The sequence below is a fragment of the Occallatibacter gabretensis genome, from assembly GCF_001449115.1.
Classification (GTDB): Bacteria; Acidobacteriota; Terriglobia; order Terriglobales; family Acidobacteriaceae; genus Telmatobacter; species Telmatobacter gabretensis.
Map to the genome: position 1 here is coordinate 2,002,256 of NZ_LAIJ01000009.1, position 16,921 is coordinate 2,019,176.

Annotated in this window: 15 protein-coding genes; 10 read left to right on the forward strand and 5 right to left on the reverse strand. The window is 58.3% G+C overall.

Going from position 1 to position 16,921, the window contains the following annotated elements:
- Positions 1 to 157 precede the first annotated feature (157 nt).
- Both VO84_RS14685 and VO84_RS14690 read left to right on the forward strand, forming a co-directional pair.
- Positions 158 to 754, forward strand: a complete 597-nt coding sequence (locus tag VO84_RS14685) for a hypothetical protein (protein ID WP_058188331.1) — start codon at positions 158 to 160, stop codon at positions 752 to 754.
- Positions 755 to 1,191: 437 nt separating this feature from the next.
- Complete coding sequence (locus VO84_RS14690) at positions 1,192 to 2,376, forward strand: acetyl-CoA C-acyltransferase (RefSeq protein WP_058188332.1); 1,185 nt, start codon at positions 1,192 to 1,194, stop codon at positions 2,374 to 2,376.
- Here VO84_RS14690 and VO84_RS14695 read toward each other — a convergent pair.
- A complete protein-coding gene (locus VO84_RS14695; protein WP_197414035.1) occupies positions 2,373 to 2,867 on the reverse strand; it encodes a hypothetical protein in 495 nt (164 codons plus the stop codon). The two genes, VO84_RS14690 and VO84_RS14695, sit on opposite strands and share 4 nt — an antisense overlap.
- Before the next feature lie 293 nt (positions 2,868 to 3,160).
- Here VO84_RS14695 and VO84_RS23185 point away from each other — a divergent pair, with 293 nt between their 5' ends.
- Positions 3,161 to 3,289 carry a hypothetical protein gene (locus tag VO84_RS23185; protein ID WP_269431414.1) on the forward strand — a complete coding sequence of 43 codons (129 nt, stop codon included), beginning with the start codon at positions 3,161 to 3,163 and terminating at the stop codon, positions 3,287 to 3,289.
- Between the two features lie 200 nt (positions 3,290 to 3,489).
- Here VO84_RS23185 and VO84_RS14700 read toward each other — a convergent pair whose 3' ends face one another.
- Positions 3,490 to 5,121, reverse strand: a complete 1,632-nt coding sequence (locus VO84_RS14700; protein ID WP_157439899.1) for an alpha-L-fucosidase — start codon at positions 5,119 to 5,121, stop codon at positions 3,490 to 3,492.
- Positions 5,122 to 5,216: 95 nt separating this feature from the next.
- Positions 5,217 to 5,906: a hypothetical protein gene (locus VO84_RS14705; RefSeq protein ID WP_058188334.1), complete on the reverse strand. Its 690-nt coding sequence runs from the start codon at positions 5,904 to 5,906 to the stop codon at positions 5,217 to 5,219.
- Positions 5,907 to 5,995: 89 nt separating this feature from the next.
- On the opposite strand from VO84_RS14705, the gene VO84_RS14710 reads away from it, so the two are divergent.
- Together VO84_RS14710 and VO84_RS14715 are read left to right on the forward strand one after the other, a co-directional pair.
- The gene (locus VO84_RS14710; protein WP_058188335.1) at positions 5,996 to 6,436 is read left to right on the forward strand and encodes a hypothetical protein; all 441 of its coding nucleotides are present in this window, start codon (positions 5,996 to 5,998) and stop codon (positions 6,434 to 6,436) included.
- Positions 6,437 to 7,486: an LOG family protein gene (locus tag VO84_RS14715; RefSeq protein WP_082661994.1), complete on the forward strand. Its 1,050-nt coding sequence runs from the start codon at positions 6,437 to 6,439 to the stop codon at positions 7,484 to 7,486.
- Positions 7,487 to 7,553: 67 nt separating this feature from the next.
- Here VO84_RS14715 and rpsT read toward each other — a convergent pair whose 3' ends face one another.
- Positions 7,554 to 7,829, reverse strand: a complete 276-nt coding sequence (gene rpsT, locus VO84_RS14720; RefSeq protein ID WP_058188336.1) for a 30S ribosomal protein S20 — start codon at positions 7,827 to 7,829, stop codon at positions 7,554 to 7,556.
- A gap of 256 nt (positions 7,830 to 8,085) precedes the next feature.
- Here rpsT and VO84_RS14725 point away from each other — a divergent pair, with 256 nt between their 5' ends.
- A complete protein-coding gene (locus VO84_RS14725; protein WP_058188337.1) occupies positions 8,086 to 10,575 on the forward strand; it encodes an ABC transporter permease in 2,490 nt (829 codons plus the stop codon).
- A 105-nt stretch (positions 10,576 to 10,680) separates the two neighbouring features.
- Positions 10,681 to 11,412, forward strand: a complete 732-nt coding sequence (locus VO84_RS14730) for a DUF4184 family protein (RefSeq protein ID WP_082661995.1) — start codon at positions 10,681 to 10,683, stop codon at positions 11,410 to 11,412.
- Positions 11,413 to 11,448: 36 nt separating this feature from the next.
- On the opposite strand, the gene VO84_RS14735 is transcribed toward VO84_RS14730, so the two are convergent.
- Entirely contained in the window at positions 11,449 to 13,365 is a 1,917-nt protein-coding gene (locus VO84_RS14735) for a DUF3857 domain-containing protein (RefSeq protein WP_197414036.1), read from the reverse strand.
- A 569-nt stretch (positions 13,366 to 13,934) separates the two neighbouring features.
- Between VO84_RS14735 and VO84_RS14740 the strand changes: the two genes are divergently transcribed.
- The 3 genes from VO84_RS14740 (at position 13,935) to VO84_RS14750 (ending at position 16,890) form a co-directional block, all read left to right on the forward strand.
- The gene (locus tag VO84_RS14740) at positions 13,935 to 14,966 is read left to right on the forward strand and encodes a PhoH family protein (protein WP_058188340.1); all 1,032 of its coding nucleotides are present in this window, start codon (positions 13,935 to 13,937) and stop codon (positions 14,964 to 14,966) included.
- A gap of 62 nt (positions 14,967 to 15,028) precedes the next feature.
- Positions 15,029 to 15,577, forward strand: a complete 549-nt coding sequence (gene ybeY, locus VO84_RS14745; protein ID WP_082661996.1) for an rRNA maturation RNase YbeY — start codon at positions 15,029 to 15,031, stop codon at positions 15,575 to 15,577.
- Positions 15,574 to 16,890: a hemolysin family protein gene (locus VO84_RS14750; protein WP_058188341.1), complete on the forward strand. Its 1,317-nt coding sequence runs from the start codon at positions 15,574 to 15,576 to the stop codon at positions 16,888 to 16,890. The genes ybeY and VO84_RS14750 overlap by 4 nt, the downstream gene beginning before the upstream one ends.
- Positions 16,891 to 16,921 lie beyond the last annotated feature (31 nt).

Below are 16,921 nucleotides of genomic sequence, written 5' to 3' on the forward strand. Positions count from 1 at the left end.
CAGTCAGAGGGAAGGACCTACTTCTGCTTTTATCGGAGGGAGCCGGGGCCTTCAGGCCCCGGAATAACAATCGCGAAAAATCGGGCCTTTATGCCCGGAGACAAAAGCGGCTCAAAGGCAGTTGCCTTTCCACCCCATCCCGCATAAAGTTTCCCTGATGCTTGTACGACGCGGATTCTTGATCGCCATCTTCGCTGCGGCCCTCAGTTCCGCTCAGCAACCCCTGCCGTCCAATCTCGTCACCACCGGACACCACCCCCTCAACGGCACAGACCTGCCTTACACCATCCACCACCTCCCCATCAGCTCATTTCCCGATCTCCCCGCCCCCACCGCGGACACCCTTACCCGCCGCGGCTGCCTCATCCCACAATCCGCAGAAGCGCACCACCCGGAAAACGTCATTCACGGCAGCTTCGAGCACCCCGGCTCCTCGGACTGGGCCGTACTCTGCACGGAGAAGGATGGCGGCGTCTCCCTGTTCGTATTTTTTTCAAGTGATCCGGCTGCACCAGCTATTGTCGAGAGCGCACCCGAGCAAAGTTTTCTCCGCCCGCTCCCCAATCAGAGGGAACTCGGCTTCGGCCTCGCCATCGACGCAGCCTCACCGGCCCGCGTCCATGAAGCCCAGTTAAGCCTCACGCCTCGGCCGCCGCGCCCCGACCACGATTCCATCTCCGAGTCCTACGTGGATGGACCGACCGTCTACCGCTACTTCTCAGGCGGCGCATGGACCAGGCTGCCGCTGCCCTGATTCAGTCCCGAAAAATATTTCTCAAATCTGTGGAAAACCCTTGCGTAGAATTAACCCCGTTTGTGAAACACTCATACTCAGCAGGAAGAAAACGGCCCGAATCCATACGGATTCGGGCCGTCTGGTTCAGGGACGGTACGGTACCCCTCCCCCATCCCCCCTGCACCAGAATCGGTGCAAATGATCCCATGTTGCCCTTGAGCAGTTGCACAGTCCTGAAATGAAGATCGCATAAAGATTTTTATAGGAAGTGTGCTGCCGCCTATAACCGGCAGAAAAATAAATAACTTAGAAATCTGTGCTGCACAGGATAACTCGCAACAATCACCCTGGAACCGAAATTTGACGCCTGCATGGCTGCCCATCTATCAATGTCGCAGCAGCCAGGTGGTCTTTATCTGATCTCTGACCCCTGATCTCTGATCTACGGAGTCCCCATGCTCGAAGCCGTAATCGTCAGCGCCGTTCGCACTCCCGTTGGCCGCGCCCCCAAAGGCACACTCGCCACCACCCGCCCGGATGATCTCGCCTCTATTGCCATCACCGGAGCTTTGGACAAGGTTCCCGCGCTCGACAAATCTGAAGTCGGCGACGTGATCCTCGGCTGCGCCCAGCCTGAAGGCGAAGCCGGCTTCAACATGGCGCGTTTTGCCGCCCTCCGCGCCGGCCTGCCGGTCGAGGTCTCCGGAGTGACCGTAAACCGCCTCTGCGCCTCCGGCCTCGAAGCCATTGCCCAGGCCGACATGCGCATTCGGTCGGGCTCAGAAAAAGTAGTCATCGCCGGCGGAGCCGAATCGATGAGCCTCATTCCAATGGGCGGCCTCAAGCCCAGCCCGAACCCCTGGCTCGCCGAAAATTACCCCGCCAGCCTGCTCACTATGGGCCTCACCGCCGAGCGCGTAGCAAAGCATTACAACATCAGCCGCGAAGACCAGGACGCCTTCGCCCTCGCAAGCCACCAGAAGGCACTGGCCGCACAGTCCGCAGGCCGATTCGCCAACGAGCTAGTAACAGTAAAAATCACCACAGCCATTCCCGGCACAAAAGCAGGCAAGCCAGTCGTTACGGAGACAGATTTCACCGCCGACGAAGGCCCACGCGCCGACACATCCGCCGAAGCCCTGGCCAAACTCAAGCCGGTCTTCCACGCCAAGGGGTCGGTCACAGCAGGGAACTCCTCACAGACCTCAGACGGAGCCGCAGCCACAATCCTCATCGAAGCCAGCCGCGCAAAAGAACTCGGCCTCAAGCCACTCGCCCGCCTGGTAGCCTACGCTGCCGCCGGCTGCCTGCCGGAAGAGATGGGCGTAGGCCCGATTTTTGCCATTCCCAAAGTCCTCAAACTTGCCGGCCTAACCCTCGACCAGATCGAACTCATCGAACTCAACGAAGCCTTCGCATCGCAATCCCTAGCCGTGATCCGAGAACTCGGCATCGACCCATCAAAGGTCAACGTAAACGGCGGCGCAATCGCCCTCGGCCACCCGCTCGGCTGCACCGGCGCAAAGCTGACGGCGACGTTGCTAGGCGAAATGCAGCGCCGCAACGCCCGCTACGGCATGGTCACAATGTGCGCAGGCGGCGGCATGGGCGCAGCAGGAATTTTCGAAAGGTTGAGCTAGTTGCTAGATTCAGCCGCTGGAGTCTCGGACATTTCTTCTTTTATTGGCAGGGTAAAGAAGCCGGCGAACAAGGTGCGAATCTCGCTTGTCGGTTTATCACCGCTCGTGACGTCCACTAGAAGAGCAAGCATTTGCATTCGGTGATAGGTGCGCACTGTGATCTGCCACAACAGCTGATCCTGCAATTCAGGTACGGTGCGCACACCAACAAGAAAATCGGCATTGTACCCTTCGGACTGAATTGTCTCGCGTGCTTCAATGGCATGTTGAACAGCTTCTTCCGTGACATCCCCAATGGCGCCGCGAGCGATAAGTTCGGACCAGCAGCGATTGAAAAAGAGCATGGTGTTGTTGCGAGCGGACGAACATCCCAAGCGGGCAGAACGCTCAGCTTTTCCAGCTGCTTGATGGCGAAGAGCACATTTATGTCTGCCAGTTTGTAATTTGGCTGCTCGGTAAGCGGCGTAAGCGCGCCAAGCCCGAGAACCCATCGCAGAACAGTAAAGCACTCCCAGGATTGAAAGGCTCGCTGCTTCAGCTCTTGAGGCCAGTGGCCATCGGGCGCGAGAAGAATGTCGCGCAACTCTGGTTCGAGGTTGTCGCGAAGGTTGAGCTCAGCCAGCCGGTCGAGAAGTACGCGGCGCGTAATGACTTCGATGTCTTCCGGTAACTCCTTTTCCATGCCAATTTCACTACTGAGACGTTCGAGCAAAATAGCCAGGAGGCAGGCCTCGCGGTAGATGGCGAGCTTTGTTGTGGCGGGAACGGCAGGATTGTCGCGGTCTTGCGCGCGTCTTTCGAGCCTGCGTTGAAGAATGCCGACAAGGATGAAAATGAGAAGGAAGAATGGGATTATGCCCCATACGATCAGATTGCCGATCCTGCCGAAGTCAAGGGACAGGCCGAGGAATAGATTGCTGTAAAAGACCACTATGGCAATCAGGTAGGCCAGAAATAACAGGAGCCGCAATAGGTTTAGGCGGGCTCGCGGGTCGCGGCGTGAGCGGCGCAGTGCGACCCATAAAGCCATCCAGCCCTGTTTACTGAACCAGAACAACCAGAACTTATGGGGGCTCATGCAATGAAGGTATCGAACGCCGCGTCACTTTGCCATCATTTTGCAGGCGTGAGCTTAAGCGTATAGGCATACTGGCAGCTAGCACCAGAGGGCAGCGTGACCGTGAGCGCATCCGCACCCTGCGTCCACTTCACCTTATCGCTGGAGCCAATCAATTCCACGCCGCCGACCGGAAAGCCAGCAGCCTCATGCGCCCAACCAAGCGAATGAATTACAGCCTTGCCATCTTTCGGGCAAGCCATGCCAATGGCATAGACCGCGCCGCCCTTGGCCGTGAAGCGGAAGTCCTGCGACGTGTAGGGGCGTGTGTCGGTATCGGTGAAGGTGCCGGCCTTGATCTGCGTCGGGCCTTCGCCGAAGGTGACCCACGGCGTAGTGGAGTAAATAGCATCGCCATTGACCTTGAGCCATGCGCCAATAGCCTGCAGGCGTTCGCGCGCCTCGTCAGGAATGGTGCCGTCTGCCCTGGGGCCGATGTTGAGGAGCAGGTTGCCGTTTTTGCTCACGATATCAACGAGCTGATGAATGATTTGTTCCGAGGTTTTGTATGTATCGTGCTCCACGTAACCCCAGCTTGCATTTGAGATGGAGGTGTCAGTCTGCCAATGCGCTGGCTGAATCTTGTCCTGCGCACCGCGCTCAAAGTCGCGTGTCCCCGCCTTCCACGGCAGGTCGTCGATCTTGATGTCAATGGCCGCGCCGAAGTGATTAGCGGCAGCGTAGTTGTAATAGAAGGCGGCAAATGTGGTCATCTCGCGGCGGTAGCCAGGCTGGCCTGCCCACCAGTCGAAGTAGAAGACCTCAGGGTGGTACTTCTGGACAAGCTCAGAGGCGCGGGCAAGCCAGTCGCGGGCAAACTCAGGCGAGACATAGGTGAAGTCCTGCTGCATAAAGTCGGAGTCGCCGCCATCAATGCGATGGTGTGCTGGTCCGTAAAGCGAAGCATATTTCGGATCGTTAACGTCCGAGCGGATGGCGCGGCCGCCGTCGAGGAACCAGTCGTGCTCAGCGCGATGATAGCTCAAGCCAAAGTGCAGGCCCTGCGCACGGATGGCTTTGGAGAGCTCGCCGAGCGTGTCGCGCTTGGGACCCATCTTGACGACGGTCCAATCAGAAAGCGCGGAGTCATACATGGCAAAGCCGTCATGGTGTTCAGCGACGGGGATGACGTACTGCGCGCCGGATTGCTTGAAGAGCTCAGCCCACTGGTTGGCGTCAAACTTTTCCGCTTTGAAAAGCGGGATGAGGTCCTTATAACCCTTGGATTCGTCACCGTTGGCAAAGTGGTCGCGATAATTTTTGTAGGCACCCTCTTTGGGGTAGTACATGTTGCGCGGATACCACTCGTTCTCCGCCGCAGGAACCGAGTAAACGCCCCAGTGGATGAAGATGCCGAATTTGGCGTCTTTGTACCATTGCGGCTGCTGGTATTTGCCGATCATGGTTTCCCAGTCGGCGCGATAGGGACCTTGGTCGGCAATCCGGTCGGTTTCCGCGAGAACCTTGGCTCGGGTCGCATCGTACTTGGCAACGGACTGCTGCCATTCGCGGTCAATTTCCGCAGCGGACTTGGTTTCGCGCGTAGGCGCGAGGGGATCAGACTGAGCAGTGAGAAGCGTGGCAGCGGCGAGAACAGTCAGAGGAGCGAGGCGAACCAGATTTACCATAGGGTCGCAGATTAAATGGCGGGCGGCTTAGATGTAAACGGAGGTAGGAAGCGACTACGCGGTATACGGATCTGTTGATTGGCGCTAGTGCAGAGCTACTTCGCCATGCCGACAAGCATGAGCGGGCTGGGCGTGGCTCGGCAGCCGGAGTTGGAGGCGAAGGATTGCGTCGAGCCGTCAGCGAAGGTGACGGCATTCAGCGTGATGGAGTCGAGGAGAACGAAGCCCGGGAGATAAAGATCGCCTGAGACTGTGTTGTTATCGCCGGAAGCAAATTGGACGGTCAGTGTACGAGTCAGGAGCGGACGTGGAGATGAATCTGGATTCGGAACACGGTAGAGAAATTCGCCAGGGGAGTCATCGTCGTCGTGTTTTCGTTCACGTGCCTGAAGAAGAGTCGTTCCCTTATTTGGACCTGAGCCAAGAGCGGTGACGGATGCTGAAACGATGCGCTGATCCTGTGGATTGTGCAGTGTGAGGCTGGGGCTCATGAAGGGCTGCGAGGACGTTTTCTCATCCTTCTGAGCACGGAGGATGTGCAGGCGGCCACCCTGGCGAGCTTCCATGGCGATGGGGCAGCGGCTGACGGCATGTTCAAGCTCCGCCGCAGCGAGTTTTTGAGCTTCGGCGGTGAGTTTTTGATCGATTGGATTGCTGCTGGTGCCCAATCCTTCCATGCCTGCGACTCCGAAGCTCTGGTTCGCATTCTGGTGAGGCGGCGTGTACTGGGCGTGGAGGCTCGCGGCGTAGAGGAGTATGACAGGCAGGAACAAGGCCGGTTTCATCGCATGCCTCCTATGAGAAATGGCGGACAGGAACACCATACGCCGGGCGGCATGGGGACGCAACGATTAAGCGTGGTGGAGCGGGGCGTATGTTAGTGTTTCAGTACGGGCGTAGCTTTACGGTGCGGCCGGGCATCGAACGCATGTCTCAGCAGCCTGAAGTGACGACAATTTCCCCGGAACCAATGGCTCCTCCGATTATGGGACCGATCGTGGCGGACCCGGCCCGGCAGAAAGCTGCGGGAGGCACTCCGCAGAATCCCAATCATGGCCACGGCCCGCAGCGCATTCCGCACTGGCTGGAGCGCGCGGAGCTGTTTCTGCGTGTTCTGCTGCGGATGTATATCGGTATCGCCGTGGCGTACGTGCCATGGTCGCATCTGTTCTGGGATCAGAATCCACTGTTTACGCGGTTTCCCTCTCTGTCGGTGTATGCCGCGCATGGAGCGGTACGGGGCTTGATCTCAGGATTGGGATTACTGAATCTGTGGATTGCGTTCCGCGATGCAGTCCGGCACAGGGACGGATAAATGCAGGAACCAGGGAACCAGGGAACAGGAAACAAGGATCGCGGATCAGAAGTTGCCGCTGAGGCCGCACCGGCTCCGCTCGAAAGGGCGCCGCTGGCGTATGAGAACCCCGCTTTTTTGAACAGTGCGGACGGCCGGTTGATTCGCGTCATGGCGGAGTATTCCGAGCCGCTGGCGCGTTTCCGGCGGGAGCGGATTCAGGACACGGTGGTGTTTTTCGGGTCAGCGCGGTTCCGGGGGCTGGAAGAGGCCGAGGGCGCGCTGGAACTGCTGGAAAACAGCTATGCCGCAAAGACCGCATCGAGCGAGGAGCAGCCTGCGAGTCCGCAGGAGATTGCCTCTGGGACTGCTACAGATCTGCAACGCAAACGGGCGGTTGCTGCGGTGGAGATGGCTCGGTATTACGAAGACGCGCGGCGGCTGGCGTTTCTGCTGACAAACTGGACTAAGACGCTTTCCTCGCGCCGGAGCCGGTTTGTGGTGACCTCAGGCGGCGGACCGGGAATTATGGAGGCCGCGAACCGGGGGGCGCACGAGGCAGGCGGCAAGACGATCGGGCTGAATATCCGGCTGCCGTTTGAGCAGGCTCCAAATCCATACATCACGCCGGCTCTGAACTTTGAGTTTCACTACTTCTTTATGCGCAAGCTGTGGTTTGCATACTTGGCCAAGGCGCTGGTGGTCTTTCCTGGGGGGTTCGGAACACTGGACGAGATGTTCGAGATTCTGACCTTGGCGCAGACCCACAAGCTGGCCAAGAAGATCACGGTGCTCGTGTACGGCTCGGAGTATTGGAAGCGGGTGCTGAATATTGAGGCGCTGGTGAACTCGGGGGCGATTTCACCAGGGGATCTGGAGCTGTTTCAGTTCGTAGACACGCCGGAGCAGGCGTTTGACCTGTTGAAGCAGGGACTTACGGATAACCACCTGAAGCCGGAAGCCGCCGCCGCCGGAAAGCTGCCGGATACCCGCACATCAGAAACGGAATTGATGGCAGGTGTGAGCGTGGAAGAGTTTCTTGGGCCGGACATGGCGAAGACACAGAATTAGTCTAGAAAGCAGACAAAACAAAAACAGCCGGGGCAAGCCCGGCTGTTTTGTTTTTAGAGCATGAAAGCTACGCCTTGGCGGTGGCCAGAGCCTTGAGACGCGCGTTGAGGCGGCTCTTGTAGCGGGAGACGGTGTTCTTGTGGAAGACGCCCTTTTGAACACTCTTGTCGAGCGCGGAAACTGTCGCGCGGTACTGCTCCGCAGCGGCCTTGACTTCGCCCTTGGCGAGCGCCTCACGGAGAGCACGCAGGCTGGAGCGAACGCGGCTGCGGTTGGCGCGGTTCACCGCGGTCTTCTTTTCTGTCTGACGGGCGCGCTTGAGCGATGAAACGTGGTTTGCCATGAAATGAAATCCTTAAAAATCGCCTAGGCTCCCGTTACTGATTCAGGGTCCGCAGGTCGAAGAGATGATGCGGGATGAGAAAGCAGGAAATGCCGCATCCCTCGCAATTACTTAGTCTACTGGAAAGTCAAAAATCCGGCAACAGGAAACCAGAGTCGCAAGTCAGTGCTGAAAAGGGTGGGTTCCCAAGGAACTTTCACAGCGCCTATACGTTCTAAAGGAATAACAGCTATAACCAATTTGCTCGGGGAGCCGTATGCCTACAATCTTGTCTGACTTGAAGCTGATCTTTCGGCGTTTGCTTAAATCTCCGGGCTTTACGGCAACGGCCGTTCTCATGCTGGCCTTTGGCATTGGCGCCACGACTGCCATCTTTTCGATTGTGGATGGTGTGCTGCTGCGCCCGTTACCGTTTCCTGGATCTGACCGCCTGGTGACTCTGGGCGACCACGTGAACGGAACTGATTGGGGCCAGCATGACCCGGGCCCGGTCACAGCACGCGAAGTGAACACTTATATCCAGAATACCCACTCCTTTGAGAGCTTGGGCGGTTTTGGTTACACGGGCTATGAGCTGGCTGGGACAGGCAATCCAGTGCAGGTAAATGCTGCGCGGTTGACACCTTCGGTGTTTACCACCCTCGGAGTTGCACCGCTGATGGGCCGTGTCTTTACCGCACAGGAGGACGAGCAGAAGGAACAAGTCGCAGTCCTCAGCTATGCCACATGGAAGGATCGTTTCAGCGGAAACCCAAACATCCTGGGCACAAAAATTCTGCTCGATCGCAAGCCATATCTCATCATTGGCGTCATGCCGCGCAGCTTCGAGTTTCCACTGAATTCCGGTCGTCTCAATCGCACCGAGCTGTGGGTCCCCATGAGCTTTTCCGCGCAGGAACTTGCTCCCGAATCCGCTGCCAGCTGGAGTATGGGTATGGTCGGCCGTCTCAGGCCCGGTATCACCGTCGCTCAGGCAAAGGACGATGCTGGCCGCGTGGCGGCGCAGATCATGCGCACCTTCCCGCCCGATTTCGCCAACTTTCGCTTTACGCCCATCGTCTATCCGCTCCAGCAGATAACGGTGCTCGATACCAAGCCGCTTCTTCGCGTATTGTTTCTGGCTGTCGTAGTGGTGCTGCTGATTGCCTGCGCGAACCTCGCAGGGCTGTTGCTGGTGCGGGCGATTCGCAACCAGCGGGAGATCGCGGTGCGCCTGGCTATTGGGGCGTCTGCTTCTACGATTCTGAGGCAGATGATTCTTGAAAGCCTTGTTCTGAGCATAGTTGGAGGCCTGCTTGGTATCGGGCTTGCCGCGCTGGCGTTGGCTGTCGGTAAGAATTACCTGCCAGAGACGATGCCACTGATGAGTGCGATCACGCTCAACTGGGCCGTGGTAGGTTTTGCGCTTTTGCTTGCCGTGCTGACGGGATTTTTCTGCGGATTGGCGCCCGGCTTTGCTGCCCTTCGCACCAATGTCAACGAATCTCTGAAAGAAGGCGGGCGCAGCGGCTCCGTCAGCGGAAGCCATGCGCGGCTTCGTTCTGCGCTGGTGGTGATGGAAATTGCGATTGCGCTGGTGTTGCTGGCAGCCTCAGGCTTGCTGCTGCGCAGCTTCAGCAAGATGAGCGAAGTGGACCTGGGATTCCGGCCCAATCATGTGACCACGGCAGCTTATTCGCTTCCGCAGAAGCAATATCCCACACAAGCCCTGATCGATAATTTCAACAGCCGTCTGCTGCAGCAGTTGCAGCAACAACCAGGCGTAGAAGCCGTGGGGCTGACGAGCACGCTTCCCACCACAGGCGATGGCATAGAGTCGTTCGTCGCCGAAGGCTATGTGGACCCGCGCGGTCCCGACCAGATTGCCGCGTCGCCCTCACAGGTCATTGGAGATTACTTCAAGGCAATGGGAATTCGCCTCACTCGCGGGCGATATTTTACGGACTCGGATAACGCGGACAACCAGCTTGTGGTTATTGTGAACCACGAATTTGCCCAACGCTATTGGCCGAATCAAAACCCAATCGGCAAACGGATGCGGGTTGGCACACTGAAGACACCGACTGTATGGATGACTGTGGTTGGCGAGGTGGCCGATGCCAAGCTGACCAGGCCGGATGCCGATGCGTCGGAGCAGTTCTACCAGCCTGTGGCGCAGCTTGAAAAGGATGCCGGCACGACGGCCCAGCCCGGGGATCTGAACGGCAATGGCGGATATGTTGTTTTACGCTCGGCACTGCCTGCAGACCAGATGGAAAATATCCTGCGCACGGTCGTGCGGTCCATCGATCCACAACTGCCGCTGACGCAGGTGCAGACCATGGACGAGGTAGTGGCTCAGAGCGAGGCTCCGCGGCGCTTCAACACCATCATCATTTCGAGTTTTGCGTTGGCTGCGGTTCTGCTGGCGGTGCTGGGAATTTACAGCATTATTGCGTTTTCAGTGGCATCGCGGGTGCAGGAGATGGCGATTCGCATGGCGCTGGGTTCACAGCGATCGGATATCGTGCGTCTGGTTCTGTTCTCCGGGCTTAAGCTGGCTGTGATTGGGTGCGTGATTGGACTCGCGGCTGCTGCCGCTGCCTCGCGAATTCTCAGCACGTTTTTGTTTCAGGTGAGCGCATTCGATCCGCTGGTGATGGCTCTGACAGCGCTTGCGGTTTTTGCGTTGGCGCTTGTGGCTTCTGCGTTGCCAGCGCACAGAGCTGCTTCAGTCAATCCAAATGAGGCACTTCGCGGAGAGTGAGACGGAGCAGGATCGATCAGAGTTTGTCTGAGGTGCTTTGAGAGTTAGTTATTCTCAGAGAGAACCACAGGCCGTCTTCTCAAGTCCAATTCACCAAGAGGTTCCGTGCCGTTTACTCCTGCGCATGCTGTCGCAGCGCTTCCATTCCGAAAGACGCGGCTGAACTTGCCGGCGATGGTGGTGGGGTGTCTTTCGCCGGATTTCGAGTATTTTTTTCAGCTTGCCCCGCAGGGCAGCTTCGGGCATACCTGGCTAGGTGTTCTGGTGGCCGATCTGCCCGTGTCGCTGCTCGTTCTGTGGCTGTATCAGAGCTACCTGAAGGCTGGTCTATACGCGGTTGGGCCGGGGCTGTTTCCCTTCCGGGAGGAGGGACGGAAGGCCGAGCCGATTGCGCGCGGGGCGATGCAATGGGTGATCGTTGTGGTGTCGATTCTTCTGGGTGCGGCGACGCATATCGTGTGGGACGCTTTTACGCACAAGCACCTCTGGCCCTACGACCATATAGCGTTCCTTAGGACCCACTTTTCGGTGTTCCGCTGGCGCGTGGATATGTGTAACTTTCTGCAGACAGCCAGCTCGGTGGCAGGGATGGTGGTGCTTCTTGTGATGTGGACAAGATGGGCTGGAGCAGCGCGGCAGCCGGGTATGCCCACGGTAAGGCGGTTGGGCGCGGTTCTGGCTGCTATGGCGCTTCTGATTGCGGTTTTGCGCACGGTTGCCATGGCATATTTGTTCGGCAAACTGGTTCTCACGATTATCGGCGTTGTTACGTTCCTTACGACGTTGCTGCTGCTTGTGGGTCTGACTGGCGCGTGGCGGAGATGGATGCCGGAATAAGCAACTGCTCGCGGCCTAGCTTTGAGTGATTACAGTTCAATTTCCCTTTGCGGCGTCTCCTGCAGTCAGCACTACCTGTTGCTGGGTGGCGGCGGCCACCTTCTGATAGAAATCGCGGAGCTGGCCGTACTCGCCGGGATCGAGGATGGTGAAGGCGCGCGTCAGGGCAGTGCCAATGTTCAGGCCGTTGTCGGACTGCGCGGGCTTAAAGACATATACGGCGTGGTTGGGCCACGGGATGTTGGCTGCGGCAGGTGCGGCTTCCACCGTATAGCCGGCCGGCAGGTGGTAAAGAACTCCGTCCTTGACCTGCGCGGCGTATTCCATGTCGACGGGCAACTGGCGATTGGCTTCCGAGGTGAAATTTCGGGTTTCGCCGTTGGTGAAGAACGCGGCGGGGAGCAGGATGCGCTTGCCGGCGACGGAGCCCGGCGTGCCGGTAACGGAAGCTTCGGCGGTCAGGCCTGCGGCGGTGTTGTCGAGATTCGAGAAGCTGACAAGGTGAGCTTGAGTTCCGGCGGGCACCTGAGTCTGGAGCCAGCGGTCGAAGTCATTATGCACAGCAGGGTCGTCCACCCGGAGGGCGAGCTGGCGCCAATGAAGAGCCTGCTGACCGATGAAGGTGAAGTTGAGCTTGCCGGTGACGGAGCCATCCTGCGCGATGGTCAGGGTAGCGCGGCGGGTAAGAGTGTTCGCTGCGTAGGGGAGCAGTGGAGTAATGCCGGATCCGGCTCCCGATGAGGTCTGGCGAATGCCGCCCGCGCCCGAATGCCGCCAGGAGACCAGGCCGAAGGGGCACATCTTCTCTGCCGGGTCGAGGACGACTTCTTTGCCGCCGACCTCAAGGATGATGACAAGTGAATCGAGCTGATTGGCCTCAAGGTAATTGGGGTTGAAGGTGTTGTACCTCCGGTCAACTACCTTCATGGGATAGGCGTTGAGGCCGGCAGCCCGCAGCAGTGCGAGATAGAGCAGGGCAATGTCCTGTCCTGAGCCGGACTTCTGATTCCAGGTGTCGTCAGCGCGCTTGGCAACTCGGAAGCCCCGGGCCTTGAGCTCTGCCCTTCCTTTGGCACGGGAAAAGTCAGTGTTGTCGAGCGCCTGAATAGCTGAATAAAGCTTTTTGGCTTTGTCGAGATCGGAGTCAGAAGGAGAGACGATGCCGGCTGCTGCGCTCTTAATGGCATTCGATGTGTCTGCAAAGCGGTTCACATCGCCCAGAAGGTATCTGGCCTGCTGCGCCCAGTAAACATCCGCGGTATTGCCGGCCGTGAAGTAAAAACGGACCTCATATCTGTGGCTCTCGATGGGAGGCATCCAGGCTTCGTTCGGCAGTGGCGGGATGTCGGAAAGATCGAGGTCAAAGCGTTTGGCGATGGAGGGCTGCAGGGTTTTACCCGCGGGAAGATGCGTATACCAGGAGAGGTTGTAGAGCATCTGGCCGTGTTCGTCCATAATGCCGAAGCCGCCGACCCCCGCAGCACTGTCCAGCACGCCAGGGCAGGGAGCGAAGGAATAATGGGCCTTGCGCACCGGATAATTTCCCTGGATCTCCCAGACAGGGTTGGAGCACATCCCCCCGCTGCCGGTACCGCTTTTGGCGGCATAGCGGAGCTGGTAATAGTACTCGATGATGGAGCCGGTTTCGACGGAAGGAAGATTGAAGACCACCTCGTGGATTTCGATTTCGCCCTGCTTGGCACGCATGAGGTCGGCGGGTTTAACGGCGAGGTCCGTGATAGAGCCGTCCGGGTGGATCGTGCGGCCCTGGATGGCGGCGACCTCCATGCCTCCGCGAAGGTAGCCGAGGCTGACGGTAGCCATCTCCTTGGCAGAATCCTTGAGGATCTTAATGCGCTTGTATGTGCTGGTGTAGTGGACGATGTCGTCCGTTTTTTCTTCCATGTTGAGGATAACGGCAGCCGCGTCAGGGTATTGCGGGTCAGCAGTCATCTTGAGCTCTTGATCGGTAGGTTTTTGGAACTGTGCGTGAAGGCTGGCGAAGGAGGCAAGGAAAACCAAGGCAACGAGAGAACACAGAAAACGAGTCGAACGCATGAACAAAGTCCTTTGAAGGTTCCTTTATCTGGATGGCGAGCAGTGTAGCGCACGGGGAGTGCGGGTGGGGAGTGAAAACTTTAGAGATTTTTGCAATGAAGTAAACAGCCGCCGAGGGAACCTTTGGAGTCACTTTTTCATCAAAAAATAGCTAGAGTGTGCATTGACGGATTGTTCCGGCGGCGCTACTCTCAGCGCAGATAACGTTTGGTCACTTACGCCAACCCGCGGTTCGGCACTTCAGTCAGGAAGAGCATCGGCTCAGGTCTGAATTGCGCGGACCGATTTCCGCTCCATCCCACGAAAAAATCTTGCATTGTTCTGTCGTCCGTATGCCGGTCCACGCCTTTCGGCATTGGGCTGGTCCTGTTCCCCATCTCTGCCGATAGGTCCCGCAAGGGATTTGCGGCGTGGTGCGGCATAAGCCGCGCGCTGACTCACAACCTCGGAGGCCACAGAAACCATTGAAGATTGCACTGGAAATCACGCCTAACCTTGAGCCCCTGTTCGGGACTCGCGATGAAAACCTGAGGCTGATGGAAGACAAGCTGGCTGTGCGGATCGATCTGCGATCCGACGCTGTGCAGGTGCAGGGCCCGGAAGAAAGCGTGATGCGAGTCCGGGGCATCTTTGAGGATTTTGAGGCGCTGCGAAAGCAGGGGATTCATCCACACAATGGTGAGCTAAACGGAATGCTACGGTTGGTGACCGCGGATCCTTCCGTGACGTTGAAATCGCTGGCTGACAGCGGCAAGCAGCGCTCCGCGGGCGTGAAGCGGACGGTGCAGCCAAGGTCAATCAATCAGCGCAAGTATGTCGAAGCGATTGAAGCCAACGACATGACCTTTGGCGTAGGGCCGGCGGGCACGGGTAAGACATACCTTGCCGTGGCCATGGCTGTGGCGGCAATGAATGCAAAGAAGGTGAGCCGGATTGTGCTGGTGAGGCCGGCGGTGGAGGCCGGCGAGAAACTGGGTTTTCTGCCTGGAAGCCTTCAGGAGAAGGTAGACCCGTATCTACGGCCGCTCTACGACGCGCTGTACGATCTGCTGGAGCCGGAGCGCGTGGATAAGATGCTCGAAAAGAACGTGATTGAGGTGGCTCCGCTGGCATTTATGCGCGGGCGCACGCTGAATGACGCCTTCATCATCATGGACGAGGCGCAGAACACCACGATCGAGCAGATGAAGATGTTTCTGACGCGCCTTGGGAACAGCTCGAAGGCCGTGATTACAGGAGACATTACGCAGATCGACCTGCCGAACCCGCGCAAAAGCGGGCTGGTGGATGCGATTAATGTCCTGGACGGCGTGGAAGGGATTGCCTTCTGTCACTTCGAAGATGGCGATGTGGTGCGGCACGCGCTGGTGCAGCGAATTGTGCGTGCCTACGATGTAGCCAAGCCGCAACAGCAGGAGCTTCCACTTGCGATTGGCGAGGCCCTGGATGTGGAGGGCCGGACGATTCGGCCACCCGCGGTCCGGAAGCCGCAGTAAGCTTCTAATATGCGTAGAATGAGTGTGAGCCGGGCCGTCCGCACTGGACGGTCCGGTCAGCGATGATCCTCTTCGATACAGAACTGTCTTCGGACTCGGTACCCGATCGACAATCGGCAACAGCTTCGCGGGCGGAGCGCGTGCCTTCGGCGCGGACGCTGAGCCGCTTCTTGAGCGAGGCTATCGCAGCGGTACGCCTGCGCGGACAGGTGACTGTGTTGCTGACCTCGGATTCTGCGATCCGGCGGTTGAACCGGCAGTTTCGCGGAAAAAATAAGGCGACGGATGTGCTGTCATTTCCAGCGCTTGAGATGGTAGAAGGCGTAGCCGGCGATCTGGCGATCAGCGTAGAAACGGCGCGAATGCAGGCGCACGACCAAGGGCATGCGCTTGGAACCGAGATCAAGGTGCTGATGTTGCACGGGTTATTGCATCTGGCGGGATACGACCACGAGAAGGACCATGGCGAGATGGCGCGGCGGGAGCGGTTGCTGCGCGGGCGGCTGGGTCTGCCGCAGGGGTTGATTGAGAGGGCAGGGACAAGGGACAAGGGACAAGGGAAGAGAAAAGCAACGCTTGCGGCTCCCGCTGCTTCTGGAGCGAAACGATGAGTGTGCTGGCGATTGTGCTGGTGGCAATTCTGGCGCTGGTAGTGGCGCTTGCGTCGTACATTGTTCGCATCTATGCGGAGTACGGCAAGATTCTGTCGCGCGAGGTGGAGGAGAATCTTGACTCGTGGGAGGAGACGGTTGAGCCTCAGTTAGGGCTGGGCCGCGATCATGCGGAACTTTGCGCGTCGCTGGCGCAACTGCTGGCACTGGGGCTGATTGCGCTGGAGTTTGGCGCGGTTCTATTTGACCGCGACTCGCATATGGGCAGGCCAACAGCGGCGGAGATTGTGCAGGCCGTGCTGGGGGTGGTGCTGGTAGCGGTCTTCTGCGGGCAGGTATTTCCGTGGCTGCTGTTTGAGCGGACGCGCGGCAAATGGGTGAAATGGGCGATCTGGCCGATACGGCTGCTGCTGTGGAGCATGACGCCGATCAGCGTGCTGGTGCGGTTCTTCTATTCGCTTGTGGCCCTGTCTGAAGAGCCGGTGAGCCTGGAGGATGAATCCAGCGGCGATGTCGAGGCGCTCCTGGAAGCAGGCGAGGAAGAGGGAATTTTAGAAGAGACGGATCGCGAGCTGGTGCGTTCCGCGGTGGAGTTTGGCGACACGCTTGTGCGCGAGATCATGACGCCAAGGCCAAAGATTTTTGCGGTTCCGGCAACGCTCACGCTGGAACAGTTTCTGATGCAGCTCAAGGAAAAGAACTTTTCGCGCGTGCCGGTCTATGCAGGATCGCTGGACAACATTACGGGCATCGCGTTTGCACATGATCTGCTGCAGATTGCCGATGTGGAAGCGCGGACGCAGACCGTCGAGTCAATACAGCGGCCTGCGGCGTTTGTGCCAGAGACCAAACGCGGGTATGAGCTTTTGCGCGAGATGCAGCGTGAAAAGCAGCATATGCGGATTGTGATTGACGAATACGGCGGCGTGGCCGGACTGGTGACGATCGAAGACCTGCTGGAGCAGATCGTTGGCGACATCCGCGACGAGCATGAGGAAGAGACGCCGGTGGAGGATCCGCAACGGGAACGCGATGGCGCATGGATTGTTCCGGGCGGCTTTGCTGCGGGCGAACTGGGAGATTTGTTCAATACGCCTGTGGAGATAGACGGAGATTACGAGGCCACAACGGTGGGCGGCCTTGTGAGCGAGATAGAGGGGCGGATTCCGCTGCCTGGTGAGGTGGTTCTGCTGGAGTCGGCAGGATTGCGGATCGAGGTGATCTCTTCAACTGATCGGAGGGTGGAGCGAGTAAGGGTGTTTCCGCCGGCTGGCAGCGGGTCCGCATTGGATCAAGACGCAACTCAGGCTTAATCCTGTAAGACATACGATAATTTCCCAATGC